This window comes from Pseudomonas sp. MPC6, assembly GCF_006094435.1.
GTDB lineage: Bacteria > Pseudomonadota > Gammaproteobacteria > Pseudomonadales > Pseudomonadaceae > Aquipseudomonas.
Genome location: NZ_CP034783.1, coordinates 3,289,450 through 3,315,584, shown reverse-complemented (window position 1 = coordinate 3,315,584; position 26,135 = coordinate 3,289,450). Strand labels below are relative to the sequence as shown.

The window sequence follows — 26,135 nt, the reverse complement described above, 5'->3', positions numbered from 1 at the left end:
TTCAGCCTTATCTGTTTAAAAGGACCACGTCATGATTTTGGGAAAAACCCTTGAAAGCTGGCAAGCCAGTCATCCTTTGATTCGCGATCTGGTCGCGCTGCAAGAAACCACCTGGTTCAATCCTGGCGTGGCGCCGGTCGCGGAAGCGATCAGCGATGTAGGGTTGACCGCCGCCGATGTCGCCGATGCCAGCGCTCGCCTCGCGCGTTTTGCTGCTTACCTCAGCCGTGCGTTCCCGGAAACCCAAGCCAGTGGCGGCATTATCGAGTCGGACGTGGTGCCGGTGCCACACCTGCAGCAAGCGCTGAGCGAGCGCTACGGCCTGGCCTTGGCCGGGGCGCTGTGGCTGAAGCGGGACAGCCATCTGCCCATTTCGGGTTCCATCAAGGCGCGCGGCGGTATCTATGAAGTGCTCAAGCATGCCGAGGACCTGGCGCTGGCCGGCAAGCTGCTGACGCTTGACGACGACTACGCCGTGCTGGACAGCGAGAAGGCGCGGGCGTTTTTCGGCCAGTATAAAATTGCCGTCGGCTCGACCGGTAACCTCGGCATGTCCATCGGCATCATGGGCGCTGCGCTGGGCTTCCAGGTGACCGTGCACATGTCGGCGGATGCGCGCCAATGGAAGAAAGACAAGTTGCGCTCGCACGGCGTCACGGTTGTCGAGTACGCCTCCGATTACAGCGTGGCCGTCGCGCAAGGCCGCCAACAAGCGGAGTCCGATCCCGCCTGCCATTTTGTGGACGATGAAAACTCGGTCAACCTGTTCCTGGGTTACTCGGTGGCCGCCGAGCGCCTGAAACGGCAATTGGCGCAGGCCAATATCACCGTGGATGCGCAACACCCATTGTTTGTCTATCTGCCCTGTGGCGTGGGTGGCGCGCCTGGCGGCGTGGCCTTCGGCCTGAAGCTGGCCTTCGGGGATGCCGTCCACTGCATCTTCGCCGAGCCCACTCACTCGCCGTGCATGATGCTGGGCGTCTATACCGGGCTGCACGACGAAGTGAGCGTGCAAGACTTCGGCATTGACAACGTGACGGCTGCCGACGGCCTGGCCGTCGGCCGCGCTTCAGGTTTTGTCGGCAAGGCCATGCAGCGTTTGCTGGATGGTTTCTACACCGTCAGCGACGAGGAAATGTACAGCTTGCTGGCACTGCTGGAGCGCAGCGAAGGTGTGCGTCTTGAGCCCTCCGCGCTCGCCGGCGTGCCCGGCATTGCCCGAGTCCATGCCGACCGGCAAGGCTACCTGGCCCGCGCGGGCCTGGACGAGCAGGCCATGGTGCAAGCCACCCATCTGGTGTGGGCAACGGGCGGCAACATGGTGCCTGGCGACGAGATGGACGCGTATCTGGCCAAGGGCCGTGAATTGCTCGGCAAGGGTTGATCGGGCGCTAGGGACCCGCGCGGCAGGAATGCGCCCGGGTGCTCGCTGATTCAAGCGCAAAACCGGATGTGGCAAGATGAACGACTTGCCACATCCGGGTCCGTTTGACCGCTGGAACTGCATCCTGCACCCGGCGGCTTTTGTGCTCGAGGGAAAACTGTCGTGCTCAACCTTCCTCCTCGTATCAGTTCCAGGCTCAACAGCAGCCAGTTTGCGAACCTTCACACCTTTCTGGTCGCCGCGCGTCACCTGAGCTTCGCCCGTGCGGCGGAGGAACTGTGCTTGACCGCAAGCGCCGTGAGCCACCGCATAAGCCGGCTGGAAACCGCGCTGGCGATGAAGCTGTTCCAGCGCCTGACCCGGCAGGTCAGCCTGACCGATGAAGGCGAACGGATCTTTGAAATACTGCAGAATGCGATGGGGGAATTGTCCGAAGCCCTTGAGCAATCGTCACAAGCTGAAGTGGCGGGCTCCATCGCGCTCTATGTAAGGCCTTCCATCGCCCAATGCTGGCTGGTTCCGCGGCTGGCGGACTTTGTCGAGCGTTACCCCCTGGTGTCACTGGACCTGCGGGTAGGCAATGACAATGTCGATTTCCGCACCCGCAAAATCGACCTGGCCCTGTACTACGCCAACGGCGAATTCCCCGGGCTGACGAGCCATCGATTGATGCGCGAACAGCTCGCCCCCGTGTGCAGTCCCGACTATGCGCGACGCCACCGCCTGGCGGAAAACCCGCAGAACCTGCGGCACTGCACCACCTTGCATGACTCCCTGGCCTGGGATCACGCGGCCTATGACGCAGAGTGGACGCTCTGGGCAGAGCAGCACAACCTGCTCGCGGCATTGCCCAAACGTACCTTGACCTTCGATCGCTCCGATTTGAGCGTGACGGCCGCCATGAACCACGCCGGTATCGCGATTGGCCGTCAACAGCTGGTGCAGAAGCGCGTCGATCGCGGCGAACTGGTGCTGCCCCTCGCCGGCTTCAGCCGCTCGGGCCACTATGATTATTATCTGGTTCACCCGCCGCTCGACTCCCTCCCCAAACGATTGCTGGTGTTCATGAACTGGTTACGCGAGTGCGCCAGTCAATCATCCCCCCTGGGCAACAACGAAGACCTGCTCGGCTGACAGGTGTTTCACTGTGCGGCCAGGCTGCTCGGCAGCACCGCGGTGAGCAGAATGAAACCGCCCATCACGACAAACAGGGCGAAGGCGCCGCGACGCATGCTCAGGTCAGACAGTTGCGGCGGAAAACGCACATACAGCCAGCTGGCCAGCATGGCGACCGGGATCGACAGCATGCCCATCGACATGACCTCGGCGTTCAACTGCCCCTGCAGGCCCTGCATGATCAAGCGCACCAGGGACATCGCGCCGGACAGCGCCAGCAAGCTGGTGCGGATGGCCTGGATGGACACCGGTTGACGGTAGTAGTGATAGATCATCGGCGGCCCCGGTACGCTGAACAGGCCACCCAACAGGCCGCCGAGCACGCCCATCAGGACGAAGCTCGCAGAGCTGGAACGGGACGGATGCGGTTTTGGTTTCATGAACAAGGCGATACCGCCGGCCACAATCAACCCGCCCAGCAACAGTTGCAGCAGCGCGGTGTGCTCTTCGCCCATGACCCCCAGTGACCACAGGCCCAGCAGGGTGCCCGGTACCAGGCCGATGAACGTCTGGAAGAACGATGCCCGATCGATGTGCCGCCAATGGCGAGACAGGGCGATGACGATGCTGGGAAACGCGACGATGGTGATGGTGGTGGCGACGGTAGCAATCGGGGCGGCGTGGGTGAGTACGGCAATCGCCAGGACGACAATGCCCAGTGCGAACCCGGTGAACGCTTGCAGGTAGCTGCCAACGGCCACCGCGACCAGAATGATAACGAGCGAGTGCAATTCCATGGATCATCCTGCGAGGATCACGGTTGTTGTCATTGCCGCACGCCCGGGGACGATTGGCCGCAGAAGGTACCCGGCCGAGCCGGGACCGGGCTTACTGGTGCAGAATGAACGTCGCCAGGGTTTGCAGATCTTGCGGGCTTAACTGCGCGTAAGGTGGCATGGGGATCTCCCCCCATTTACCGCTACTACCGTGCTGGATGCTGGACGTTAACGTGGCCAGTGCCTGCGGATCGCTCCCGTACTTGGCCGCGACATCGTGATAGGCCGGGCCTACAACCTTGTGATCGATCGCGTGGCAGGACAGGCAACCGTTGCCCTGGAGCAAGGCCATGGCGTCGACTGTTGCTGCAGGCGCGGCCGGGGGCTGGCCCGCCGACGGGTTCGACGCCGCCTGCACCTCGGCATCGCTCGCCCGGGCACTGCCGTAGGTCACGGCCAGGTAGGCGCCGATAATCTTCACCTCCTGATCGCTGATCGGCGCCCCGTACACGTGCTGCATCTTGCCCGCTTCACCCGTCCACTGCGCCAGGGTCAAGCCGGGTGGCTGGAAGCTGATGTAATCGGCCGAATGGCAGGTGGAACATTTCTGCTGGGCCAACGCATAGCCCGGCAGCGCACTGGGCTTGAACGCCGCCGTTTCAGGCGGCAAGGTGATCGACAGGGGCGCGGCGCTGGCCATGCCAGCCAGACACAACTGAGCCGCGCACAGCAAGGTGGTCATGGGTTTCATGCGGGCCTCCTCAGGCGACGGTGACGTGGCTGGTTTCGACGACGTGGCGGCGGTAGCCACCGGGGTTCCAGTCGGCTCGCAGCGGTTGCGTCTCGCCCGCACGGTTGCTGGCGCGCACCATCAACGCAGTGGCGCCCTTGCGGTGAAAGGTGATCGGCAGCGTCCACTCGCGGAAGGAGAAACGGCCCAGATCCTGCCCAAGCCTGGCTTCGCGCCAGTTTTTTCCGCCGTCGATCGACACCTCCACTTTGTTAACGCCAGCACCGCCGTCGAACGCAATGCCCTTGAGCTCCACGCTTTTGTTCAACGGCAACACAGCGCCGTGTTTGACGCTGGTGATGAAACTGCGTACCGGCAATTTGGCAATCGGCAGGGTTTGCGCCGCCGTGGTGCCAGGGGCGATGCAAAAACAGTCGTTGTCCGGCACGCGATAACCTTTAGCCATGAAAAAACCCTCGTAGGTGTGGTCGACGACTTCGATCTCACTCAGGTGCTTGACCCAGTAGGTGCCGAAATAACCGGGCACCACCAGGCGTATCGGGTAACCGTTGAGGAATGGCAGGTCGGTACCGTTCATTGACCAGGCGATCATGGGCTCGCCGTCCATGGCATGGCTGATGTCCAGGGCCTTGATGAACTCCGGCGTGCTCGGCAGCACCGGCTTGTCGAGCCCGCGGAATGTCACTTGCCGGGCATCATTTTTCACACCGGCTTTTTCCAGTACCGTCTTGAGCGACACCCCCACCCAGCGGGCATTGCCCATTGAACCGTTTCCCAACTGCGCACCGAACACCCGCGGCATCGAGAAGCCCCGGCTGTTCCCCGAACACTGGTTGACGGCCACCACTGCTATCGGTTCGGCGAGGGCCTTGAGTTCGGCAAGGGACAGCGACAGCGGCGTGTCGACCGCGCCCTTGATCGTCAGGCGGTAGCTGTCCGGATCGATACTGGTGGGGAAATTGGCCAGGTGGTAACGCACGAAAAAGGCATCGTTGGGCGTGATCGGCCCATCGTTGAAGACCGCGAAGGGTGTCTCCAGGTGTGGCGGGCGAGTGGTCACCAGGGTCAGCGGGCGTTTTTGCGGATATTGCACCAGCGGTCGCGGGCCAGCCGCAAAGGTCACGTCTTCGGCGTTTTCGTCGGCCGCCTCGGGTTCGGCGGCGGCCTTGGCCAGGCTTGCCAACGGCGAGGCCGCCAAAGCCAGGGTCAAGGCATCGCGAAGAATGCGTCGACGGCTCGGCGCGGCGTTATCCACAAAACTGAACTTCATCCTGCACGCTCTCCATGATTGTTCACCGGATGCAACTGACAGTCTCCCGTCAGCACGGAGAGGCATCTGTCAGTGGTTTTTGCTCGACTGTTCGATGTCGGCGAGCAAACCAGTATCGTCATGGAGGCGTCGACTGCTTCTCATTGAGCGACAGTCACAATGCATTTGATGACAGCGCGGCTTTTGATGACACCGTGCTACGGGGGGGAGCCCTGAGCGGGTTCAGGCAAGTTTCGCCCACTCGTCACGCTGCATCACCTCGACGATGATCGGCACGGGCGACATCAGGTGGGTGCGCATCAGGCTCGTCGCCCGCGCGGTATCGCGGGCGAGGATGGCTTCGACCAGCGCGGCATGCTCCCTGCGCTTCAACTCCAGGGCTTCTTCGGAGAACACCGTTTGCGTCAGCCACAAGTGACGATAGCGCTCGGCCTGATCGAACAGGTAGGTGCGCGCCTGGAGTAAATGCCTGGAGCCGCAACCGGCGGCAATGGCGCTGTGGAAGGCTTTGTGCCGTTCATCCCAGACGTCGAGCACCCTCTCACGGGTCGTCACGTCCATGACTTTCGACAACGTATGGGACTGGGCCAGGATCTGGGCTTCCCAGGCGTCATCCCCCCGTTCGATGGCCAGGCCGACGATCATGGCTTCCAGATTGGCGCGGGCATCATAGATATCCTGCATCTCTCGCAGCGACATGGGCGCGACCCGGTAGCCTTTCTGGCTGATGACCACCACCAGGTGCTCGGCCACCAGTTGCGAAAGGGCTTCGCGCAGCGGGCCGACACCCAGGTCATAGCGCTCCTTGAGCCCGCTCATGAGCAGTTTCTCACCGGGTTTGAACACGCCACGGATGATGTCCAGCTTGAGCCGCTCATACCCGCTGAATGCAGAGTTAAGCCTGGGGGTGAGGCTATCCAAGGTGCTGCTCCTAAAATCGCCAAAAACCAATCATACCCAAACATCTATCAGACGAAAAACTTTCGACTAAAATCGGTTTTGTCGCCTAAACATAAAAATGTAGACATTTTTAATTTATGACGATACTTTTGCTCCAAGCCTGATCCAGACCCCTGCTGGAAGGCGCCAATCACTACGTTTTGCCCAGGAGCCGCCATGAACGCCTTTACTCAGATTCGGGACCTTGTGATGCCGCTGCCATCCGACAGCAAGGGCTTCACCCTCGCCCCCTCCCGCCAGTCGCCGCGGCTGCTGGAGTTGAAGTTCAACAAGGAAACCGTCGACGCGTTCATCAAGGCGGTGGCCGAATGGCCGGTCCAGGCATTGGAGTACAAGTCGTTCCTGCGCTTTCGGGTCGCGCAGATCCTTGACGAGCTGTGCGAAGGCACCCTGCGCCCGGTGCTGGTCAATACCATCCTGGACCGCTCCACCGGCGGCATGCTGATCACGCCGGAAGGTCTGGACGACGTGTCCCAGGCCGATGACATGGTCAAGTTCTCCTCGGCCGTCGCCCACCTGATCGGCCGCTCCAACTTCGATGCCATGAGCGGCCAGTTCTACGCGCGCTTCGTGGTGGTCAACACCGACAACTCCGACAGCTACCTGCGCCAGCCACACCGGGTGATGGAACTGCACAACGACGGCACCTTCGTCCAGGAGCGTACCGACTACGTGATGATGATGAAGATCGACGAGCAGAACATGGAAGGCGGCAACTCCCTGCTGCTGCACCTGGACGACTGGGAAGATCTGCAGCACTACTACACTCACCCGTTGGCCCGCCGTGAAATGCGCTTCACCGCACCGCCGAGCAAGAACGTGCGTGAAGACGTGTTCCACGCGGTGTTCGACAACGATGCCGAAGGTCGCCCGACCATGCGCTACATCGACCAGTTCGTGCAGCCCAAGGACTTCGAGGAAGGTATCTGGCTGAACGCCATGAGCGAATCCCTGGAAGGCTGCCCGCAGAAGTTGTCGGTACCGGTGCCGATCGGCAGTTTCGTGCTGGTCAACAACATGTTCTGGCTGCACGGCCGCGACCGCTTCACCGCCCACCAGGGCCTGCGTCGTGAACTGATGCGCCAGCGTGGCTACATCAGCTACCAGAAAACCCTGTACCAGCGTGGTCAGTAAGGTTTGCCAGGCTGAGCTGAACTGACCAGGGCCACCCCCCGTGGCCCTGGTCGTGCTTCCAACGAAAACCTAATCCAGGTGGGTGCAATCCAATGGCTGTGTACGACTTCATCATCATCGGCGGCGGCATTGTGGGCATGTCCACGGCCATGCAACTGACCCAGGTTTACCCCGACGCAAAAATCCTCCTGCTGGAGAAAGAGTCCGGCCCGGCCATGCACCAGACCGGCCACAACAGCGGCGTGATCCATGCCGGCGTCTACTACACCCCGGGCAGCCTGAAGGCGCGCTTCTGCCTGGAAGGCAACAAGGCCACCAAGGCTTTCTGCGACAAGCACGGCATCCCTTATGACGAGTGCGGCAAACTGCTGGTGGCCACCAACGCGCTGGAAATGGAGCGTATGGGTGCGTTGTGGGAGCGCACTGCAGCCAATGGCATCAAGCGCGACTGGCTGACGGCCGCCGAACTGCGTGAGCGCGAGCCGAACATCGTCGGCCTGGGCGGTATCTTCGTGCCTTCGAGCGGCATCGTGAACTACGCCCAGGTCACCGCCGCCATGGGCCGCGAATTCCAAGCCGCCGGTGGCGAGATCCGCTACAACAGTGAAGTGCTCGCCATCGATGAGCGTCCCGATGAAGTGGTGCTGCGCACCGGCAACCAGGAGCACCATGGCCGCTTCCTGATCACCTGCTCGGGCCTGATGGCCGACCGCGTGGTGCGCATGCTCGGAATCGAGCCCAATTTCATCATTTGCCCGTTCCGGGGCGAGTACTACCTGCTGCCCAAGCAACACAACCAGATCGTCAACCACCTTATTTACCCGATCCCGGATCCGGCCATGCCGTTCCTCGGCGTGCACCTGACCCGCATGATCGACGGCACCGTCACCGTCGGCCCCAACGCAGTGTTGGCGATGAAGCGCGAAGGCTATCGCAAGACCGATTTTTCGCTGACCGACATGTTCGAAACCCTGACCACCCCGGGCGTTCTCAAGGTGCTGAAGAAGAACCTGCGCCCCGGCCTGATCGAGCTGAAAAACTCGCTGTTCAAGGGCGGCTACCTCAAGCAGGTGCAGAAGTATTGCCCGAGCATCGTCAAGAGCGACCTGACCCCCTACCCGGCCGGTGTCCGCGCCCAGGCGGTCTCGCTGGACGGCAAGCTGATCGACGACTTCCTGTTCGTCAACACCGCCCGCAGCGTCAGCGTCTGCAACGCCCCGTCGCCGGCTGCGACCTCGGCCATTCCGATCGGCGCGTACATCGTCGACAAGGTCCGCGAGCAGCTCGCCAGCACCGGCGCCAGTTTCGTCAAACCGGTCAACGCCGCTCGGCCCGCCCCTCTGGCGGCATCCGTCGCAACCACCCAGTCACTGTAACCAGCAGCCACTGTAACCAGCAGCGAGGAATTTTGCGTGCAACTCAACGATCCGAAACTGTTCCGCCAGCAAGCCTATATCGATGGTGCATGGGGCGATGCCGACAACGGCCAGACCCTCAAGGTCAACAACCCGGCCACCGGTGACATCATCGGCAGCGTGCCGAAGATGGGCGCGGCCGAGACCCGTCGCGCCATCGAAGCCGCCGACAAGGCGCTGCCGGCCTGGCGCGCCCTGACCGCCAAGGACCGCGCCAACAAGCTGCGCAAGTGGTTCGATCTGATGATGGCCAACCAGGAAGACCTGGCCCGCCTGATGACCCTCGAACAAGGCAAGCCACTGTCCGAATCCCGTGGCGAAATCGCTTACGCCGCCTCCTTCCTGGAGTGGTTCGGCGAAGAAGCCAAGCGCGTCTACGGCGACATGATCCCCGGTCACCAGGTCGACAAGCGCCTGATGGTGCTCAAGCAGCCGATCGGTGTCACCGCCGCCATCACGCCGTGGAACTTCCCGTCGGCGATGATCACCCGCAAGGCCGGCCCGGCCCTGGCCGCCGGTTGCACCATGGTCCTCAAGCCTGCCTCGCAAACGCCCTACTCGGCCCTGGCCCTGGCGGAACTGGCCGAGCGCGCCGGTATTCCCAAAGGCGTGTTCAGCGTGGTCACCGGCAGTGCCGGCGAAGTCGGCGCCGAGCTGACCGGCAACCCGATCGTGCGCAAGCTGACCTTCACCGGCTCCACCGAAATCGGCCGTCAGCTGATGGTCGAGTGCGCCAAGGACATCAAGAAGGTCTCGCTGGAACTGGGCGGTAACGCACCGTTCATCGTGTTCGACGACGCCGACCTGGATGCCGCCGTCGAAGGCGCGCTGATCTCCAAGTATCGCAACAACGGCCAGACCTGCGTCTGCGCCAACCGCCTGTATATCCAGGACGGCATCTACGACGCCTTCGTCGAAAAACTCACCGCGGCCGTGGCCAAGTTGAACATTGGCAACGGCCTGGAAAACGGCGTCACTACAGGTCCCCTGATCGATGCCAAGGCCATGGCCAAAGTCCAGGAACACATCGCTGACGCCGTCAGCAAAGGCGCGCGCGTGGTGGCCGGCGGCAAGCCGCATGCCCTGGGCGGCACCTTCTTCGAGCCGACCGTGCTGGTCGATGTTCCGCGCAACGCCGCCGTCGCCAAGGAGGAAACCTTCGGCCCGCTGGCACCGCTGTTCCGTTTCAAGGACGAAGCCGATGTGATCGCCATGGCCAACGACACCGAATTCGGCCTGGCGTCCTACTTCTATGCCCGTGACCTGAGCCGTGTGTTCCGGGTGGGCGAAGCGCTGGAGTACGGCATCGTCGGCGTCAACACCGGGATCATCTCCAACGAAGTGGCGCCGTTCGGTGGCATCAAGGCCTCGGGCCTGGGCCGCGAAGGGTCCAAGTACGGCATCGAGGACTACCTGGAAATCAAATACCTGTGCATCGGTATCTGACTCACCCCACCTGGTCGCTGAGGGGCAGGGTCCCCCTACTCCGCCGGCATGGGTTTTACTCATGCCAGCGGTGTCTTGCGCACCCCTTCAGCGAATACCGGTACCCGCCATGGACTCCGGCGACCACTGAGCCGTCGACAAAGGATCGATGTACTTGATGCCGCCGTGAGGACCTACCACGCCATTGATGTTGTAGGAACCGCGCACCAGGTCGTAGGTCATGAAAGGGGTAGCATCCGGAACCAGCTGGTCGTAACTCTGGCTGAGGAAGGCGAAGGAACCCCGATAAAGCTTGTCGCTCGCGCCGTACTGATCGGAGGCCAGAGCCGCCCAGCTGTCTTCATCCAGATAGAAGCGGCGCTTCTGGAAGATGTGCTGCGCCCCCGCCTTGAGAGTGCCCTCCACCACCCAGACGCGATGTTTCTCCCAACGTACGAAGTCGGGCGCGAGGAAGTTGGGCGTGGTCAACAACTTGGGATCCTGGGCGTAGGTCAATTTGTAGGTGTTGTAGGGCACGATCATTTCTTGCTTGCCCAATAGATTCCAGTCGTAAAGCTCCATGGCGCGGGCGGTACCGGGGTTAGGCGTGTCGAAGGCCAGGATCGATAACGGTTTGACGCGACGCTGGCCAGGCAGGTACTTCCAGGCGCGGCCCGCCTGCTGCACCGGGTTGGCGGCATTTTTAAGCATGATCGACTCGCCGGCCCGGCCCGCAGGGCCGGTATAGGACAACTTCATCTGGTAGTAAATGTCGGTGTTGTTGATGGGCCTGGACAGATTTTCATAAATCGGGAAGGAGACGAGTGCCCGGCCGGTGACCATCAGGCTCGACACGCCTGCCGAGTCAACACTCCAGGAATCGTACTTGGAGTCGATGGTGACCCCTTGGTAGCGCAGCAAGAAGTTCCACATTGCCTCGGCCCCCGATTGCGGAATCGGGAAGGGTACGCCGGGCAGTACGTTGTCGATGGCCAACCCGCCCTGGAGGGACTTGGCCCTGGTGGCATTTATCTGGCTGTTACCCAGCACTGTTTGTGGCAGTGCCACGGTTCGATGGGTCGGATACACGTCGATACGGTAGCCAGGGTAACGCTTGGCCAAATGCGCGGTGGTGGCGGTGAGCATGTGCTTGTACCGGTCGACGTTTCTACCATCGATCACCAGCAGCGGTTTTTCACCGGCATAGGGGTCCGGGCGCATGTTATCGCCCGCCTTGAAACCGGCCGGAGCGGTGGTCAGGCCACCGTTATAAGCCGGGATGGAGCCATCGGCATTGCCGGCCTGTTCGGCACCTGTCAGGGTCAGGCTGGCGCCCAGCCGAGCGGCTTCCTGGCTCGACACGGAAGCCTGGGCATGAATGGCCAGCGCCATGATGAGCGACACAGCCAGTGGACTTTTCACGAATTTCATCTTGTTATTCTCCTGCCTGGTAGCCCAGGCAACTCGTGAATCAGAAAGAGGTCTTCAGCGTCAGGTACACGGCCCCTCGGTCTTGAATGCTCGCGCTACCGCCGGAGAAGCTCGAATAGCCACCGCCATAACACGCATAGTTCTGGTTGCCGCTGAACACGCTGGGCGTGGAGCCGTCGCCGCTGCCGGAATTGTCTTCACCACTATTCGTGCCGCTGGTATTGCACTTTTCGGTCTTGCCGAAAGCGTCCACGTACTTCAGGTCGACAAAGTACTGGTTGTACACAGCGGCACCGACGCCGATCGAATAGTTGCCGGTGTTTTTCGCACCGCCGGCGGATACGGGTGATACGCCGGCAAGGCCCAGGTTGATGGACATCGGCATGTTGAGGTCGACACCCGGGAGCACCTGGGTCCAGGTCGGCGTGAAGTTGGCAGCGATACCCCAGTTGTCCCGCGTTGGCGCATCGATGCCACGGTAGCTGCCGTTGCCCTTGTAGAGCGCCGCGTTCTTGCTATCGAGCTTGAGCAGATTGCTGTAATACAGCTCGGTGAGCAGGCTTGCCGAATTGAACAGCGGTGTCTTGGGAAAAGCCCACAGGCCATTGAGCGTCCAGTGCAGCGTGTCACCGGTGGCGCTCATGCTGTCGCCCTTGCTCGGGGTGTCATAGACAATACCGGTCTGCGCCGTACGCACAGGCAACAGACCCAGGCCGGCACCCAGCCCCAACGGATCGGTGGAGCTGAGAGTGGCCGGAATGCTGGCAAGCGGCATGTTGTGACGCAAGCTCAGGTCGGAGCCGACACTGACGCCGGAAAAATCCTTGGACAGGCTCAGACCAATGATGTGGATATTGTCGGCATAGGCCAATTGATAGGTATTGGTCCCCTCCGAGTTAAGCGTATTGACGCCAGCCGGCACGATACCCACTGGCGGGGTCCCATCGGGGTTGGCCGAACTGATCCCCCTGACGTCCAGCCACGCCTGCGGCAGAATATCGGAGGTATTGCGGTAGTAGAAACCGAGGGTACCGTCCAGCCAGGCCGGTGACCACTTGGCCATTACGCCCCAGTCTCCGCTGTTGCCCGGTGTCAGATCATGACCACGACGCACGCTGTTGATCGCGCTGCAAGGCGACAGGCCGCACCCCAAAGGGCTTCCAGGGACCGCGGCATTGGTGTTGCCCAGCAGCAACGACTGCGCGCCGGTTCCCAGCAGGTCGGAGCCACCATAGTAGGTACCGGCCTCCGGCAGACGGGCAGCACGCCAATCCAGGAAGTACTGTGCGCCCAGGGTCAACTCGGAATCGAGGGTGAAGGTCATCGAGAGCTGGTTACGCGGTACGAACAACTCCTTGGCCTCGGTACCGGGCGAGGCCGCCAGCTTGGCCAGGTCCAGCCCGGACTGGCCATAGCTGATCGAATGCACCGGGTTCAGCATGCTCTCGCCCCAGAACACGTTGTGCTGGCCGGCCTTGAGGCTGAGCAGGGACTCGTCGCCCACATCCGTGCTGTAGAACACAAAGGCATCGAGAATTTCGCCGGACGGGCCATTGTAGTAGCGCTGGGCGTAGTGACTCAGGTGGCGACTGCCATTGCCGACATTGTCCTGGGTGACCGCGGCCAGGCGCGGATCGTTCTCGACCAGGCCCGACGTCTCGCCATTACCGTTACCGAAGGGATTGGAACTGGAGCCGACGTTGTCATACGCCTTGTCATACCAGCTCGCAGCACTGATGCGAAAGCCCTTGCTGCCTTGGTGAACCACATCCAGCTCGGTCAGCAGGTCAACACGATTGGTAATATTGGTGCCGGCTCTTCGGAAGTTATAGTCACCGTCGTTGCTGTTCGGTGTCCTCAGCGTGCGCTTGTGCGCATTTTCGGTGCGCACACCGTAGTTGTACTTGACGGTGTTATCGAAACGCACCTCCCAGTCCGGGTTGCCGGTATCCAGTTCGAAGGCATGGGCTGCCGGCATGGACGCTGCCAGGATGGCCAAGGCCAGCAGACTGTGACGCGAGGGGGTGTGGCTATTACTTTTATTGTTATGCATGACATCATCGCTGCCTTTTTGTATTTTTTTTTTTGCGAGGCTACCTAAGGGGCGGTCCGCTTGAACACCTCCACCTACCTTCTCGATGACTTGACTGACGCAATCGCCAGACACTTCCTTCAGTGTCGACATTAACGAGTGTCCGGCCGATGTGATTTACATTTAATGTCAGTTACTTCTCTTTTGATGACAGAGAAGCAGAGCCTGGCCTATTCCAGGGCCATTGCGACAAATACCTGCTGGCGTGCCCGAACCCTGCTCTCGCAGCATCCGGGCGCCTGTCGCGCAGGTCGATACCGACGATCATCGAATCTGATCGACCCACGGATGGTTGGGATTGTTATGCAGAACGACTGCTACGAGGGTCGTGGCGGGTCACCTGGGGCAGTCAACAGCGCGTGCAGCATCCGCGCCATCAACTGGGGCGTGTCCTCGTCAGTGAGATAACAGGGCCTTTCCAGCAGCATGGCCCGAGGTAGCGCCGACCATGTCTGGTAGACCAGAAACTCGGCCTTTTCCAGGTCTTTCACCCGGATTTCGCTGGCGAAACGCTTCATCAAGGCCGAGCTCGCGGTAGTGGTCAAGAGCGACTTGGACTTGACCAGATCCAGGCGCACCAACTCGTCGTAATGAGTGGAGCGCACACTGAACACCGGATCGAACAGGGTTTTCTTGTGGTGGGCGGCGAGAACGGCCCGCAAGGCCAGCAAAATTCCGTCATACAGGGTGGCCTCAGGCGGCAGCGCCATGATGCCGGCGTACAGCCCCGTGCGGGCTTCATTGCGGTAATCGTCAAAAATCGCAGCGATCAGCGATTCCATCGTCGGGAAATATTCGTAGATCGAACTGATCGCCACGCCTGAATCTTCGGCCAGGCGCATGGCGTTCAAGGCGTCCCGCCCTTCGCTTTCGAGAATCTGCAGCGCGGTTTGCTTCACGGCCGAAACCAGCGCGATCGAGCGCGCCTGCCGTGGAGCCTTGCGAGGTTGGGCTGGAATTTCGACCTGAAATACGCCCTCATCCCCGTTTTTTTTATTGGTCATACAATCTCCTGGTAAATCGCCAGCACATCCTTGAGCCGGACTCTCCTCACGATAGCGCGCAGACTGACAGCGCTTTCCCCATTACAGGGAGGGAGATCGATTATATTCCAGTGCACTCAATGCACCAGCCTCAAATCCGGAGTGAAATCCAAGGGGTGCAGGGTAATGCCAGCCAGCGGCCAGGCGCAGGTGTTCATCAGGGGGGGTGATTTGATCATCTTCAGCCTGCCGCTGCCATGACCAACGGCAGCAGCAAGTGAAGGAGGCGCCCGCTCAGTCAGTCAGCGAGCCTGGCGAGTACCGTTCGTATCGCTTGCGGGATGGGCACTGCTACGTTGCTGGCCCGATCGACATACACATAAACGATATGGGCCGCTGCAACCGCCTCCTGCTCATCGTTGCGAAACAAGGCCAGTTCGTACCGGGCGCTGCTGTTGCCCAGATGGGAAATTTTCATACCGATACTGATCTGGTCGGGGAAACCGCTGGGCGAAAAGTAGGTGCAACCCGAATTGACAATCAACCCGATCACCGGGCTGCTGGCACTGTCGAGGGTCCCCTGTTCGACCAGGAACGCAGTGATCGCCGACTCGCAATACGAGTAATAGACCACATTGTTCACATGCCCGTAGGCGTCCTGATCCCCCCAGCGCGTCGGCATGTGGGTGAAGCGTCGGAACTCATCCCGACGCGGCCGCTCGACCCTGGTACTCACAGGATTTCCATGTAGATCGAGCGCACGTCGTCCAGGCAGACTTCCCGAGGGTTGTTGCCCAGCAAGCGCTGCTGCTTCATCGCATCGACAGCCAGCGCCTCGATGTCGGACTCCACGATACCCAAGTCACGCAAGCGAGTCGCCAGACCCAGCTCACCGGCCAGGCCACCCAGATAGTCGGCCAGGGCAGAGGCTTTTTCGCGATCGCTACCCAAGGTGCCGGGCAGGACGATATCGGCCAGTTGCGCATACAGCGGCGCCACGGCCTCGAGGTTGAAGCGCATCACCGGCCCCAGCACCAGGGCATTGGACAGCCCGTGCGGGATGTGGAACCGTGCGCCCAGGGGATAAGCCAGGGCATGCACCGCCGCCACCGGGGCGTTGGCGAACGCCATACCCGCCAGGCTGGCACCCAGCAGCATGTTTTCCCGCGCTTCGAGGTTCTTGCCGTCCTTACAGGCCTGGAACAGGCTGCCGGCCAACAGGCTTAGCGCCTCGCGCGCCAGGCAATCGGAAATCGGGTTCTTCAGGTTCTTGGTGGTATAGGCCTCGACGGCATGAACCATGGCATCGATACCGGTCGCCGCCGTGACATGGGCTGGCAGGCCAAGGGTCAGTTCCGCATCCAGCACGGCCACGTCGGGCAACAGCATGGGCGAGTAAACCACGTTCTTCTGGCCATCACCGGTGGTCACCACCGAAACCGACGTCACTTCCGAACCGGTCCCGGCCGTGGTCGGCACCAGAATCAACGGCAGGCGCGGGCCCTTGGTCTTGTTAATGCCGTAGATCTCGACCAGGGACTCGCCACTGCGCGCCAACAACGCTGCCAGCTTGGCGGCATCCAGCGAGCTGCCGCCACCCAGGCCCAGCACGCAATCGGCGCCACAGGCTTTGGCGGCGTCCACCGCGGCCAGAATCACCGACTCCGGCGGGTCAGCCTGGACCTGCGAAAACACCGTAACGGCTATCCCGTCACTCTCGAGGCCGGCGACCACTGCATCCAGTAGTCGAGCCGCAATAACCCCCGCATCGGTCACCACCAGAACCGAAGCGCAACCCATGCCTCGCACTTGCGTGGCGAGCCGGGTTGCGGCGCCCAGTTCAATGATCGTTGATGGCGTGGTCTGAAATACCATTTTCAACATGGAAGCCTCACAAATAGGTGTGTTGCACTGATTTTTATGGTGATCGCAAAGCACCTGCGCTAGCCGCAAATCCCTCACGTTAGTGGCCTGACTGGCAGCGCGTCCCGACCATTATTAGTGTGAATGCCGGGTCATACTCCAGCCCTTTGAACGCACCACCCTCAAATCCGGAACGGCCTGTTCCAACACATTCAAATCTCTTATTTTTTTCTTATTTTTCAATCAGTTAGACAATCAACCCGATTACCTCAATCCGGAACAAAAACCAAGGCCGCCATCCCATACTGGATTCACACCTCTCCCCGGCCCCGCCGGTTTCACTAGTCGAGTAGCGAGCCAGAAAATGCCCACTGCACAACTGTCGATAGAACAAAAAACCCAGCAGCTGCTGAACAATCCGGCAGAAATGGTCAATTATTCCCAAACCGCCTGGAACAATCTGCCCCGCGCCGAAATCGACGCGCTGCAGCTGACCGCCCTCAAGCAGCGCTTTGCAGAATTGCGCGACCGGATCCCCATGCTCAAAAAGCTTGCCGACGCCCAAGGCGTGGACAGCATCGAGCAATTCGACGACGTGGTGCCGCTGCTGTTCGAACACAGCGTGTACAAGTCCTACCCGCCCTCCTTGCTGGAAAAGCGCAACTTCGCCCAGATCAACAAGTGGCTGGGCAAACTGGTAACGCCAGAGATGGCCGAAGCCATCGCCGCGGTCGACGTCAGCGCGTGCCAGGGCCTGGACGACTGGTTCGAGACCATGGACAAGGCCGTGCCGCAACTGCGCATCAGCCACACCTCGGGCACTTCCGGCACCCTGTCGTTCCTGCCTCACGGCGTCAATGAGTGGGACAAATTCGCCCAGCTGCGCAAGTTGAATGTGTGGGCCATGGAAGGTCCGGACACCCCGGCGCCTAACCTGCACACGATTTATCCGTACTACCGCAAGGGCTACCTGAGCCATGTGCGTGTCCACATCGCCATGATCCCGGCGCTGTTGCCGGACGAATCGCATTTCCATGCGGCTTACCCGACCACCCTCAGCACCGACGTGCTCCACCTGGGGGCCAAGCTGCGCGCGGCACAGTCCAAGGGCACCCTCGATCGCCTGGAGATCAGCCCGGAACTGATGGCCAAGAAGAAGGCTTTCGATGAGTTGCAGGCCGAAATGCCGCAACACTTGGCGACCTTTTTCGATCATATGTCCACCCAGCTCAAGGGCAAGCGCGTGTACATCGGCGCGACCTGGAACCTGTTGCACAACATGGCCAAGGCCGGTCTGGAGCGCGGCCTGGAAGGGGTCTTCCACCCTGACTCGTACATCCACACCGCCGGTGGCGGCAAGGGTTCCGTGCAACCCGAAGGCTGGCGCGACGACGTGCTGCGTTTCACCGGTGCCAAGGTGCTCAACGAATCCTACGCCATGTCCGAAATCGTCGGCGGCGTCCATACGCGCTGCGAAGAGGGCCACTTCCACTTCGCCCCGACCGTCATCCCCTACCTGCTCGATCCGGAGACCAGCAAGCCGCTGCCACGCCATGGCCGTGTGACCGGCCGCGCCGCGTTCTTCGACCTCGGTGCCGAAACCCGCTGGGGCGGCTTTATCACCGGCGATGAAATCACCGTCGAATGGGACAAGCCCTGCGCCTGCGGTCGGCCGAGTTACTACGTGGTCGGACCGATCCAGCGCTACAGCGAAATAAACGGCGGCGACGACAAGATCAGCTGCGCCGCAACAGAAGACTCGCATCGCCAAGCGATGGATTTCCTGACCACATTAGAGGGCTAACCCCATGACCAAACCCATTGCGCCAATGATCATCCGCGGCAAAGTCATCACCGACAACCTGATCGACGTCGGTGGCCGCGGCGGCGACCTGGTCTTCCAGACTCCGGATGCGCACAAGTACATCGACCAACTGCCGCTGGGTAACCCGGCGAAGCTGGCCGACCTGTACACGCTCACCTTCAAGGACATCCTCGACTACTGCGAAGCCCTCGGCGAACGCCTGGAGTTCGACCAGAACCCCTACTTGCAGGAAGCCTGCGAGCTGTCCTACCTGACTGCGCCGGTCACCCCGACCATGGTCAAGGGCAGCTACATGGGGCTGCGCCACATGCTTACCCGTGAATCCGTCACCGAACAGGTGGAGAACTCGGTGGGCGTCAAGTACCTGGAAGGCTGGGTCAAGCAAACCCTGATCGATGGCACCGAACTGGACGTGCGCTGCTTCGGCGCCCGCACACTGCATATCGTCGCGGGCAACGCGACCGGGCTGTCGCTGCTGACCATCCTGCGCAACATGGTGCTGCGCAGCGACGCGATCATCAAGGCGCCGTCCAACGACCCGTTCACCGCGCTGGCCATTGCCCGCACCATGGTCGAGATGGCGCCGGACCACCCGCTGACCAAACACCTCAGCGTCGCTTACTGGAAAGGCGGCGACCAGGCCTTCGAGGAACGCCTGTACCAGCCACAGAACCTGGAGAAGATCGTTGCCTGGGGCGGCTTCAACTCGATGAAGCACGTCACCCGCTACATCCAGCCGGGCCTGGAGCTGATCTCCCTCGACCCGAAACGCAGCGCGAGCATCCTCGGCAAGGGCACCTTCGACAGTGAAGAAACCATGCGCGAAGCCGCCGTACGCCTGGCCAGCGACATCGGCGCGCTGAACCAGAAAGCCTGCGTGTGCGCGCGGGTGGTCTACGTGCAGAGCGGCACCGACGAGGCCGGCCTGGCGAATCTGAACAAGTTCGGCGGTTATGTCTACGACGCCATGCAGACCCTGCCCAACACCCTCAGCACCATGCCCAAACGCTACGACCAGGGCCTCAAGGCCGAAGTCGACGCGCTGCGCCTGGATGACGAGTGGTACAAGGTGATTGGCGGCATGGACGGCGAAGGTGCAGTCATCTGCTCGCAGCTTCCGGAGTCGGTGTCCTTTGCCACCAAGCTTGACGACCGTACCGCCAACCTGGTGCCGGTCGATGACCTGCACGAGATGATGGGCGCGGTGGATGCCTACACCCAGACCGTCGGCGTCTACCCGGAAAGCATCAAGGAAGATCTCAAGGACATCCTGCCGCTGTATGGCGCCCAGCGCATCGTTTCGCTGGGCTACGCAGCCGGGTTGAAATGGGCCGGTCCGCAGGATTCCATCGAGCCGCTGCGTCGCATGGGCAAGTGGATCGTCAACCAGATCGCCTCGCCGGAAATGACCCCGGCGCCGTGGTTGCGCCCATCGATCTAACCCCTCTGTACCCCCGGCTCTTGCCGGGGGTACGCGTTGATTTCTACAGGACTTACCCATGACTACTTGCCTGGGATTTGCCGCCCACGAGGCGCATTCCGCCCTCACCCCCTTTCGCTTCGATCGCCGCGCCTTGCGCGCCGATGACGTCGCCATCGATATCGCCTATTGCGGCGTCTGCCATTCCGATGCCCACCAGGTCAACAACGACTGGAACAACACGGTCTATCCCATCGTGCCAGGCCACGAGATCGTCGGGCATGTCACTGCCGTCGGCAGCAGCGTCAGCCGCTTCAAGGTCGGCGACCGGGTCGCGGTCGGTTGCCAGGTCGACAGCTGCCTGCAGTGCGCGCCCTGCGCGGAGCATCAGGAACAACTGTGCGTCCATGGCCCGACGCCGACCTACAACGGCAAGGACCGTCATACCGGCGAGATCACCTATGGTGGTTATTCCGAGCACATTGTCGTTCGTGAGCAGTTCGTTCTGCGCATGCCCGAAAGCCTCGATCCGCGCTACGCCGCGCCTTTGCTGTGCGCCGGCATCACCGTGTGGAGCCCGATGCGCCGTTACGGCGTGGGCAAGGGTTCGAAAGTCGCGGTGGTCGGCCTTGGCGGGCTCGGTCATATGGCCGTGAAACTGGCCGTTGCCCTGGGTGCCGAAGTCACCGTGATCACCACCTCACCGGGCAAGGCCGACGACGCCCGCACCCTCGGTGCCAATCACGTGCTGTTGTCCAACGATGCGGCGGCGATGGCGACAGCGGCCAATGCCTTCGAATTCATCATCGACACCATTCCCAGCAGCCACAACGTCAACCCTTATCTGATGCTGCTGGGTCGCGAGGGCGTGATGGTGCTGGTCGGCGCCATCGAGCCGCTGGAGCCGATCCACGGCGGCTTGCTGATCCGCAATAACCGCACCCTGGCCGGTTCGCTGATCGGCGGGATCCAGCCGATTCAGGAACTGCTGGAATTCTGCGCCGAACACCAGGTCCTGCCCAGCTGCGAAATGATCGACATCAAAGACATCAACACCGCCTTTGAGCGCCTGCAGCGCAACGACGTGAAGTACCGCTTCGTGATCGACATGACCAGCATGCGTGACGTAGCGCTTTAAACACTTCCAACGCTGCGGTGCCCACCACCGCAGCGTCCTCTTGAGGCAATATGCTCCAGTTCGGGCGCGGCCATCGTTGACGAAACAGCTGTGCCTCCCTTTGCGCGGACTGACTCGAGGACACTCATGAAAGCCATTCAACTCCAACACCCCGCTGGCCTGGATAACCTGCGCCTTGTCGACATGCCCGCCCCCGGTGCGCCCGGTGCAGGCGAGATCCAGGTGCGTATCCATGCCAGTTCGCTCAACTACCACGACCTCGGCGTGGTCACCGGTCACGCCCGGGCGGAGGATGGTCGCATCCCCATGTCCGATGGCGCCGGGGTCGTCACCGCCGTCGGCAAAGACGTGACTGAGTTTGCCGTGGGTGATTGCGTAGTGTCCTGCTTCTTCCCCCACTGGCAATCGGGCCGCGTCGTGCCCACCACCTTCCAGACTGTCCCGGGCGATGGCGTGGACGGCTTTGCCCGCGAACGGGTCAACATGCCCCCCGAAGCTTTCACACTGGCGCCCAAGGGCTATAGCCATGAAGAAGCCGCCACGCTGACCACGGCAGGCCTGACTGCCTGGCGTGCACTGGTCGTGGACGGTCGTCTCCAGGCGGGTGACACCGTGCTGGTACTGGGCACTGGCGGTGTTTCCATTCTTGCGCTGCAAATGGCCAAATCCATGGGCGCGAGGGTGATTGCCACGACCTCATCAGAGGCCAAGCAAGCACGCCTGCTGGCACTGGGCGCCGATCAGGTCATCAACTACAAGGACCAACCCGAATGGGGCGACGCAGTACTGGCCGCCACGGGCGGGCATGGCGCCGACATCGTGGTTGAAGTGGGTGGCCCGGGCACATTGCCCCAGTCAATTCGTGCCTGTGCGCCGGGCGGCCACATAGCGCTGATCGGTGTGCTCACGGGTATGTCCGGCAGCGTTCCAACCCTGGAACTGATGCGCAAGCAGCAAACCCTGCAGGGCCTGATCGTCGGCAGCCGCGAACAGCAGCAAGACATGGTGCGCGCCCTGGAAAACTTCAGCTGGCGCCCCGTCATCGACAGCCGCTACCCGCTGGAACAGATCGCCGAGGCCTTTGCCCATCAGCAATCCGCCAGGCACTTCGGCAAGATCTGCCTGCACTACTGAATCAAAGCCCCCACACTGTAGGAGCGGGCTTGCTCGCGATGGTCGCAAGGACGACGCGTTTATTCAGAAAGTACGCGTTATCGTTAACGACCATTGCGAGCAAGCTCGCGCCTACAAGTGGCGCGACAGCGCGGCGTCGAAGAAGCCGCGCTGTCCCTTATCAATCGACGTTGACCAGCAGCGGGACGAGCGCAGCCCGCAGGGCCTCGCCGAGCGCCACCGGACGCCGGGATTCGCGGCCCACGTAGACATGCACGAAGTGCCCCTGCGCCGACGCCTGGGCCTCCCCCGCACGGAACAGGCCCACCTCATACCGCACACTGGAGCCACCCAGCCGGGTCACCCGCACCCCGGCTTCGATGTCGTCTGGAAAAGCGATCGGCGCGAAATAGTTGCACTGGGTTTCGACCACCAGGCCAATCGTCTCGCCGCGCTGGAAATCGAGCACGCCCTGGCTCAGCAGATAACCGTTCACTGCCGTGTCGAAATAGCTGTAGTAGTTGACGTTATTGACGTGGCCGTAGACGTCGTTATCCATCCAGCGGGTCTGGATCGGCCGAAAATGCGGGTAGTCCCCGCGTGAATTGGCGCCGGGTCTGGACTGGCTCACTGGAACACCTCGAACAGACCGGCCGCGCCCATGCCGCCGCCGACGCACATGGTCACCACCACGTACTTCACGCCGCGTCGCCGGCCTTCCAGCAGGGCATGCCCGACCATCCGCGCACCACTCATGCCGTAAGGATGGCCGATGGCGATGGCACCGCCATTGACGTTCAGCCGGGCGTCGTCGATGCCCAGGGTGTCGCGGCAATGCAGCACTTGGCAGGCGAACGCTTCGTTAAGCTCCCACAGGCCGATATCGTCCACCGTCAGGCCGTGTTGCTTGAGCAGCTTGGGCACCGCCAGCACCGGGCCGATGCCCATTTCCTCCGGGGCCAGGCCGGCCACGGCGATCCCGCGATACAGGCCCAACGGCTTGAGGTTGCGCTGCTCGGCGAGGCGCGCATCCATCAGCACGCAGGCGCTGGCACCGTCGGACAGTTGGCTGGCATTGCCGGCGGTGATGCAGCCGCCCTCGATCACCGGCTTGAGGTTGACCAGGTCTTCCAGGCGGGTCTGCGGACGGTTGCCTTCATCGCTGGTGAGGGTGACTTCTTCCAGGCGCGTCTCGCCAGTGGTTTTGTCGATCACCTGCCGCAGGCTGGTGACCGGGACGATTTCGCCATCGAACAGGCCGGCCCGCTGCGCCGCAGCGGTTCGTAGCTGCGATTGCAGGGCATAGGCATCCTGCGCTTCACGACTGATGCCGTAGCGCTTGGCGACCAGTTCGGCGGTTTTCAGCATCGGCATGTAGGCGTGGATGGCGTTGCGCTCGACCTGTGGGTCGCGCTCGGCGTAGGCCCATTCCATATTGCGATTCTGCACCGCACTGATGTTCTCCTGGCCGGCACCGATCGCGGCGGGCATGCCGTCGACCATGATCTGCTTGGCGGCGGTGGCGATGGCCATCAGGCCCGAGGCGCACTGGCGATCCAGGGTCTGCCCGCTGACCGACAACGGCAGGCCCGAGGCCAGGGCCGCCATGCGCGCCAGGTTCAGGCCGGCAGTGCCGCTGGTCAGGGCGGCGCCCATCACCAGGTCTTCGATTTCCCCCGCTTCGATACCAGCGCGTTCGACCGCCGCGCGGATCGCATGGCTGGCCATGGTCGGCGACTTGATGGTGTTGAACGCGCCACGGAAAGCCTTGGCGATAGGGGTACGGGCCGTGGACAGAATGACGGCTTCTTTCATGGTCGAGATCCTTGTTTAATCGATTGGGGCGGTCACCCGGGAGTGGCCGCCGGAGGGTCAGAGACGTTCGATGCGGGTCTTGCCGCTGGCCACCAGGCGCTCCAGCAGTGCGGCGGGTTGGAACCACATCGCGCCGTAGGCGCCGAGTGCCTGGCGGTAATGGCCGATGCGCTCCAGCACGTGCGCCAGCCCCAGCCCTTCGGCGTAATGCAACGGGCCGCCGCGCCAGGCCGGGAAGCCGTAGCCGTTGATCCAGACCAGGTCGATGTCGCTGCTGCGCTGGGCAATGCCTTCGTCGAGCAACTGGATGCCTTCGTTGACCAGCATCAACAGGCAGCGGTCGTGGATTTCCTGATCGCTGATGGCGCGGCGCTGGATCCCCAGGTCGCCGGCGATCTGCTCGGCCAGGGCGACCACTTGCGGGTCATCCTTGCGCTCGCGGCCTTCGTAGAGGTAATAGCCGCGGCCGGTCTTCTGGCCATAACGGCCGAGGGCGTAGAGTGCGTCGGCGAGCTTGCAGTAGCCGGGGTCGTGGGCAATCACATCCCGGCGCGACTCGCGCACCAGGAAGCTGACATCAATGCCGGCCAGGTCGTGCATCGCGATCACGCCCATGGCCAGGCCCAGGCCGGTGAGGACCTTGTCGATCTGCGCAGGCGTAGCGCCTTCCAGCAGCAGGCGGTGCGCCTCGCGGGAATAGGGTTCGAGCATGCGGTTGCCGATGAAGCCGAAACACACCCCGGAGACCACCGGGATCTTGCCGATGCGCTTGGCGATCTTCAGCGTGGTGGCCAGCACATCGGGGGCCGTGGCCGTGCCACGCACCACTTCGAGCAGGCGCATCACGTTGGCCGGGCTGAAGAAGTGCAGGCCGACCACGTCCTGTGGCCGGCGGGTGACCGCGGCAATGGCGTCGACATCCAGGGTGGAGGTATTGCTCGCGAGAATCGCACCGGCCTTGCACACCTCGTCCAGAGTGCGAAACACCTGCTGCTTGATCGACAGGCTCTCGAACACCGCTTCGATCACCAGGTCGGCCTTGGCGAGGTCGGCGTAGTCCAGGGTGCCGTGGAGCAGCGCCATGCGTTCTTCCACCTGCTCGGCCGTGAGCTTGCCGCGCTGGACACTGGTTTCATAGTTTTTGCGGATCTGCGCCAGGCCGCGCGCCAGGGCATCGGCCTTGAGCTCCAGCAGCGTCACCGCCATGCCGGCATTGGCAAAGTTCATGGCGATCCCGCCGCCCATGGTGCCGGCGCCTATCACCGCCACCTGGTTCACCGCACGGATCGGCGTGGCCGCGCCCAGCCCCGGCAGCTTGCCGACTTCACGTTCGGCGAAGAACACATGGCACAAAGCCTGGGATTCGCTCGAGGCCTCGGCCTCTTTGAACAGCTCGCTCTCCCTGGCCAGGCCTTCGGCCAACGGCAGGTTGCAGGCGATCTCGATCGCCGCGACCACCCGCTGTGGCGCGCTCTGGCCGCTCCAGCGACGTTGGTTGGCGGCACGGTATTCGGCGAAGTAATTCGCCGGCAAGGCCGCTCCCGGGTGCTCTTGAGGGTCAGTCGGCCGCGCCGGCTCCTGATGGGCAATCAAGTCTTCGGCAAGACCGCGAGCGGTGTCGAGCAGGCTGTCCGCGTCTGGCGCCACACGGTCGACCAAACCCAGCGCCAGTGCGCGAGGCGCGTTGACCGGCTGGCCCGAAGCAACCATTTCCAGCGCCGCGACGGCACCGATCAGGCGCGGCAGGCGCTGGGTGCCACCGGCGCCGGGCAGCAAGCCGAGCTTGATTTCCGGCAGGCCCAGGCGCACGCCGGCTGCCGCCACGCGGTAGCCGCAGGCCAGGGCGAGTTCCAGCCCACCGCCCAACGCCAGGCCGCCGATGGCGGCGATCATTGGCTTGTCGATTTCGGTCAAGCGCACCAGCAGGTTCGACAGGCCCGGCTCGGCGGACGAAGCGGCTTGGCCGAACTCGCCGATGTCGGCACCGGCACTGAACACCGCGCCCTCGCCATGGAGGATAATCGCTTGCACCCTGGCGTCCGCGGCGGCGCGTTCGCAGGCTTCCAGCAGCTGCTCGCGCAGGGCCTGGGAAAGGGCATTGACCGGGCCGCCTCGGAGGCCGATCAGGGCCAGGGAATCTTCGCAACGATAATGAATCAGGCTTTCCATAGATGTGTTCTCGGTCGGATACAGGAGTGGAAACCGCCAGCCATGCCTGGCGCCG

The 26,135-nt window shown here is 62.3% G+C and carries 21 protein-coding genes; 9 read left to right on the top strand and 12 right to left on the bottom strand.

All coding sequences use genetic code 11. From position 1 onward, the window contains the following. Positions 1–31 precede the first annotated feature (31 nt). Both dsdA and dsdC read left to right on the top strand, forming a co-directional pair. Positions 32–1,384: a D-serine ammonia-lyase gene (gene dsdA / locus ELQ88_RS17425; RefSeq protein WP_138966598.1), complete on the top strand. Its 1,353-nt coding sequence runs from the start codon at positions 32–34 to the stop codon at positions 1,382–1,384. A gap of 162 nt (positions 1,385–1,546) precedes the next feature. Further along, complete coding sequence (gene dsdC / locus ELQ88_RS17420; RefSeq protein WP_138966596.1) at positions 1,547–2,518, top strand: DNA-binding transcriptional regulator DsdC; 972 nt, start codon at positions 1,547–1,549, stop codon at positions 2,516–2,518. An 8-nt stretch (positions 2,519–2,526) separates the two neighbouring features. Here the strand turns inward: dsdC and ELQ88_RS17415 are convergent, their stop codons facing one another. From ELQ88_RS17415 to csiR, 4 genes are all read right to left on the bottom strand, one after another. After that, complete coding sequence (locus tag ELQ88_RS17415; RefSeq protein ID WP_138966594.1) at positions 2,527–3,297, bottom strand: TSUP family transporter; 771 nt, start codon at positions 3,295–3,297, stop codon at positions 2,527–2,529. A 91-nt stretch (positions 3,298–3,388) separates the two neighbouring features. After that, positions 3,389–4,027 carry a c-type cytochrome gene (locus ELQ88_RS17410; RefSeq protein ID WP_138966592.1) on the bottom strand — a complete coding sequence of 213 codons (639 nt, stop codon included), beginning with the start codon at positions 4,025–4,027 and terminating at the stop codon, positions 3,389–3,391. A gap of 10 nt (positions 4,028–4,037) precedes the next feature. Then, the gene (locus ELQ88_RS17405; protein WP_138966590.1) at positions 4,038–5,297 is read right to left on the bottom strand and encodes a molybdopterin-dependent oxidoreductase; all 1,260 of its coding nucleotides are present in this window, start codon (positions 5,295–5,297) and stop codon (positions 4,038–4,040) included. A gap of 222 nt (positions 5,298–5,519) precedes the next feature. Continuing rightward, positions 5,520–6,218 (bottom strand): DNA-binding transcriptional regulator CsiR, encoded by a 699-nt coding sequence (gene csiR / locus ELQ88_RS17400; protein WP_138966588.1) that lies wholly within the window; start codon positions 6,216–6,218, stop codon positions 5,520–5,522. 195 nt (positions 6,219–6,413) lie between these two features. Between csiR and glaH the strand changes: the two genes are divergently transcribed. The 3 genes from glaH (at position 6,414) to gabD (ending at position 10,252) form a co-directional block, all read left to right on the top strand. Then, positions 6,414–7,391, top strand: a complete 978-nt coding sequence (glaH, locus tag ELQ88_RS17395; protein WP_138966586.1) for a glutarate dioxygenase GlaH — start codon at positions 6,414–6,416, stop codon at positions 7,389–7,391. Between the two features lie 98 nt (positions 7,392–7,489). Further along, entirely contained in the window at positions 7,490–8,767 is a 1,278-nt protein-coding gene (lhgO, locus tag ELQ88_RS17390) for an L-2-hydroxyglutarate oxidase (protein ID WP_128869813.1), read from the top strand. A gap of 36 nt (positions 8,768–8,803) precedes the next feature. Further along, entirely contained in the window at positions 8,804–10,252 is a 1,449-nt protein-coding gene (gene gabD / locus ELQ88_RS17385; protein ID WP_138966584.1) for an NADP-dependent succinate-semialdehyde dehydrogenase, read from the top strand. An 87-nt stretch (positions 10,253–10,339) separates the two neighbouring features. On the opposite strand, the gene ELQ88_RS17380 is transcribed toward gabD, so the two are convergent. The 5 genes from ELQ88_RS17380 to ELQ88_RS17360 all read right to left on the bottom strand — a co-directional run bounded on the left by ELQ88_RS17380 (position 10,340) and on the right by ELQ88_RS17360 (position 16,621). Continuing rightward, complete coding sequence (locus ELQ88_RS17380; RefSeq protein WP_128869809.1) at positions 10,340–11,662, bottom strand: DUF1329 domain-containing protein; 1,323 nt, start codon at positions 11,660–11,662, stop codon at positions 10,340–10,342. A gap of 40 nt (positions 11,663–11,702) precedes the next feature. Next, positions 11,703–13,715, bottom strand: coding sequence for a DUF1302 domain-containing protein (locus ELQ88_RS17375; RefSeq protein WP_138966582.1), 2,013 nt, complete (start codon positions 13,713–13,715; stop codon positions 11,703–11,705). 356 nt (positions 13,716–14,071) lie between these two features. Then, a complete protein-coding gene (locus ELQ88_RS17370; protein WP_128869808.1) occupies positions 14,072–14,758 on the bottom strand; it encodes a TetR/AcrR family transcriptional regulator in 687 nt (228 codons plus the stop codon). Between the two features lie 277 nt (positions 14,759–15,035). Continuing rightward, positions 15,036–15,473: a thioesterase family protein gene (locus ELQ88_RS17365; protein ID WP_138966580.1), complete on the bottom strand. Its 438-nt coding sequence runs from the start codon at positions 15,471–15,473 to the stop codon at positions 15,036–15,038. Further along, positions 15,470–16,621 (bottom strand): iron-containing alcohol dehydrogenase, encoded by a 1,152-nt coding sequence (locus ELQ88_RS17360; protein ID WP_138966578.1) that lies wholly within the window; start codon positions 16,619–16,621, stop codon positions 15,470–15,472. Before ELQ88_RS17360 ends, ELQ88_RS17365 begins: the two co-directional genes overlap by 4 nt. Positions 16,622–16,964: 343 nt before the next feature. Here ELQ88_RS17360 and ELQ88_RS17355 point away from each other — a divergent pair, with 343 nt between their 5' ends. The 4 genes from ELQ88_RS17355 (at position 16,965) to ELQ88_RS17340 (ending at position 22,117) form a co-directional block, all read left to right on the top strand. Further along, positions 16,965–18,404 (top strand): phenylacetate--CoA ligase, encoded by a 1,440-nt coding sequence (locus tag ELQ88_RS17355; RefSeq protein WP_138966576.1) that lies wholly within the window; start codon positions 16,965–16,967, stop codon positions 18,402–18,404. Between the two features lie 4 nt (positions 18,405–18,408). Continuing rightward, the gene (locus tag ELQ88_RS17350) at positions 18,409–19,866 is read left to right on the top strand and encodes an acyl-CoA reductase (RefSeq protein ID WP_138966575.1); all 1,458 of its coding nucleotides are present in this window, start codon (positions 18,409–18,411) and stop codon (positions 19,864–19,866) included. Between the two features lie 58 nt (positions 19,867–19,924). Next, positions 19,925–20,983 (top strand): NAD(P)-dependent alcohol dehydrogenase, encoded by a 1,059-nt coding sequence (locus tag ELQ88_RS17345; RefSeq protein ID WP_128869804.1) that lies wholly within the window; start codon positions 19,925–19,927, stop codon positions 20,981–20,983. Between the two features lie 126 nt (positions 20,984–21,109). Then, positions 21,110–22,117 carry an NAD(P)-dependent alcohol dehydrogenase gene (locus tag ELQ88_RS17340; RefSeq protein WP_138966573.1) on the top strand — a complete coding sequence of 336 codons (1,008 nt, stop codon included), beginning with the start codon at positions 21,110–21,112 and terminating at the stop codon, positions 22,115–22,117. A 160-nt stretch (positions 22,118–22,277) separates the two neighbouring features. On the opposite strand, the gene ELQ88_RS17335 is transcribed toward ELQ88_RS17340, so the two are convergent. The 3 genes from ELQ88_RS17335 to ELQ88_RS17325 are packed head-to-tail and all read right to left on the bottom strand — an operon-like array spanning position 22,278 to position 26,080. Beyond that, entirely contained in the window at positions 22,278–22,727 is a 450-nt protein-coding gene (locus ELQ88_RS17335) for a thioesterase family protein (protein ID WP_228761625.1), read from the bottom strand. Next, positions 22,724–23,911 (bottom strand): acetyl-CoA C-acyltransferase, encoded by a 1,188-nt coding sequence (locus ELQ88_RS17330; protein ID WP_138966571.1) that lies wholly within the window; start codon positions 23,909–23,911, stop codon positions 22,724–22,726. Before ELQ88_RS17330 ends, ELQ88_RS17335 begins: the two co-directional genes overlap by 4 nt. Before the next feature lie 57 nt (positions 23,912–23,968). Beyond that, positions 23,969–26,080 carry a 3-hydroxyacyl-CoA dehydrogenase NAD-binding domain-containing protein gene (locus ELQ88_RS17325; RefSeq protein ID WP_138966569.1) on the bottom strand — a complete coding sequence of 704 codons (2,112 nt, stop codon included), beginning with the start codon at positions 26,078–26,080 and terminating at the stop codon, positions 23,969–23,971. Positions 26,081–26,135 lie beyond the last annotated feature (55 nt).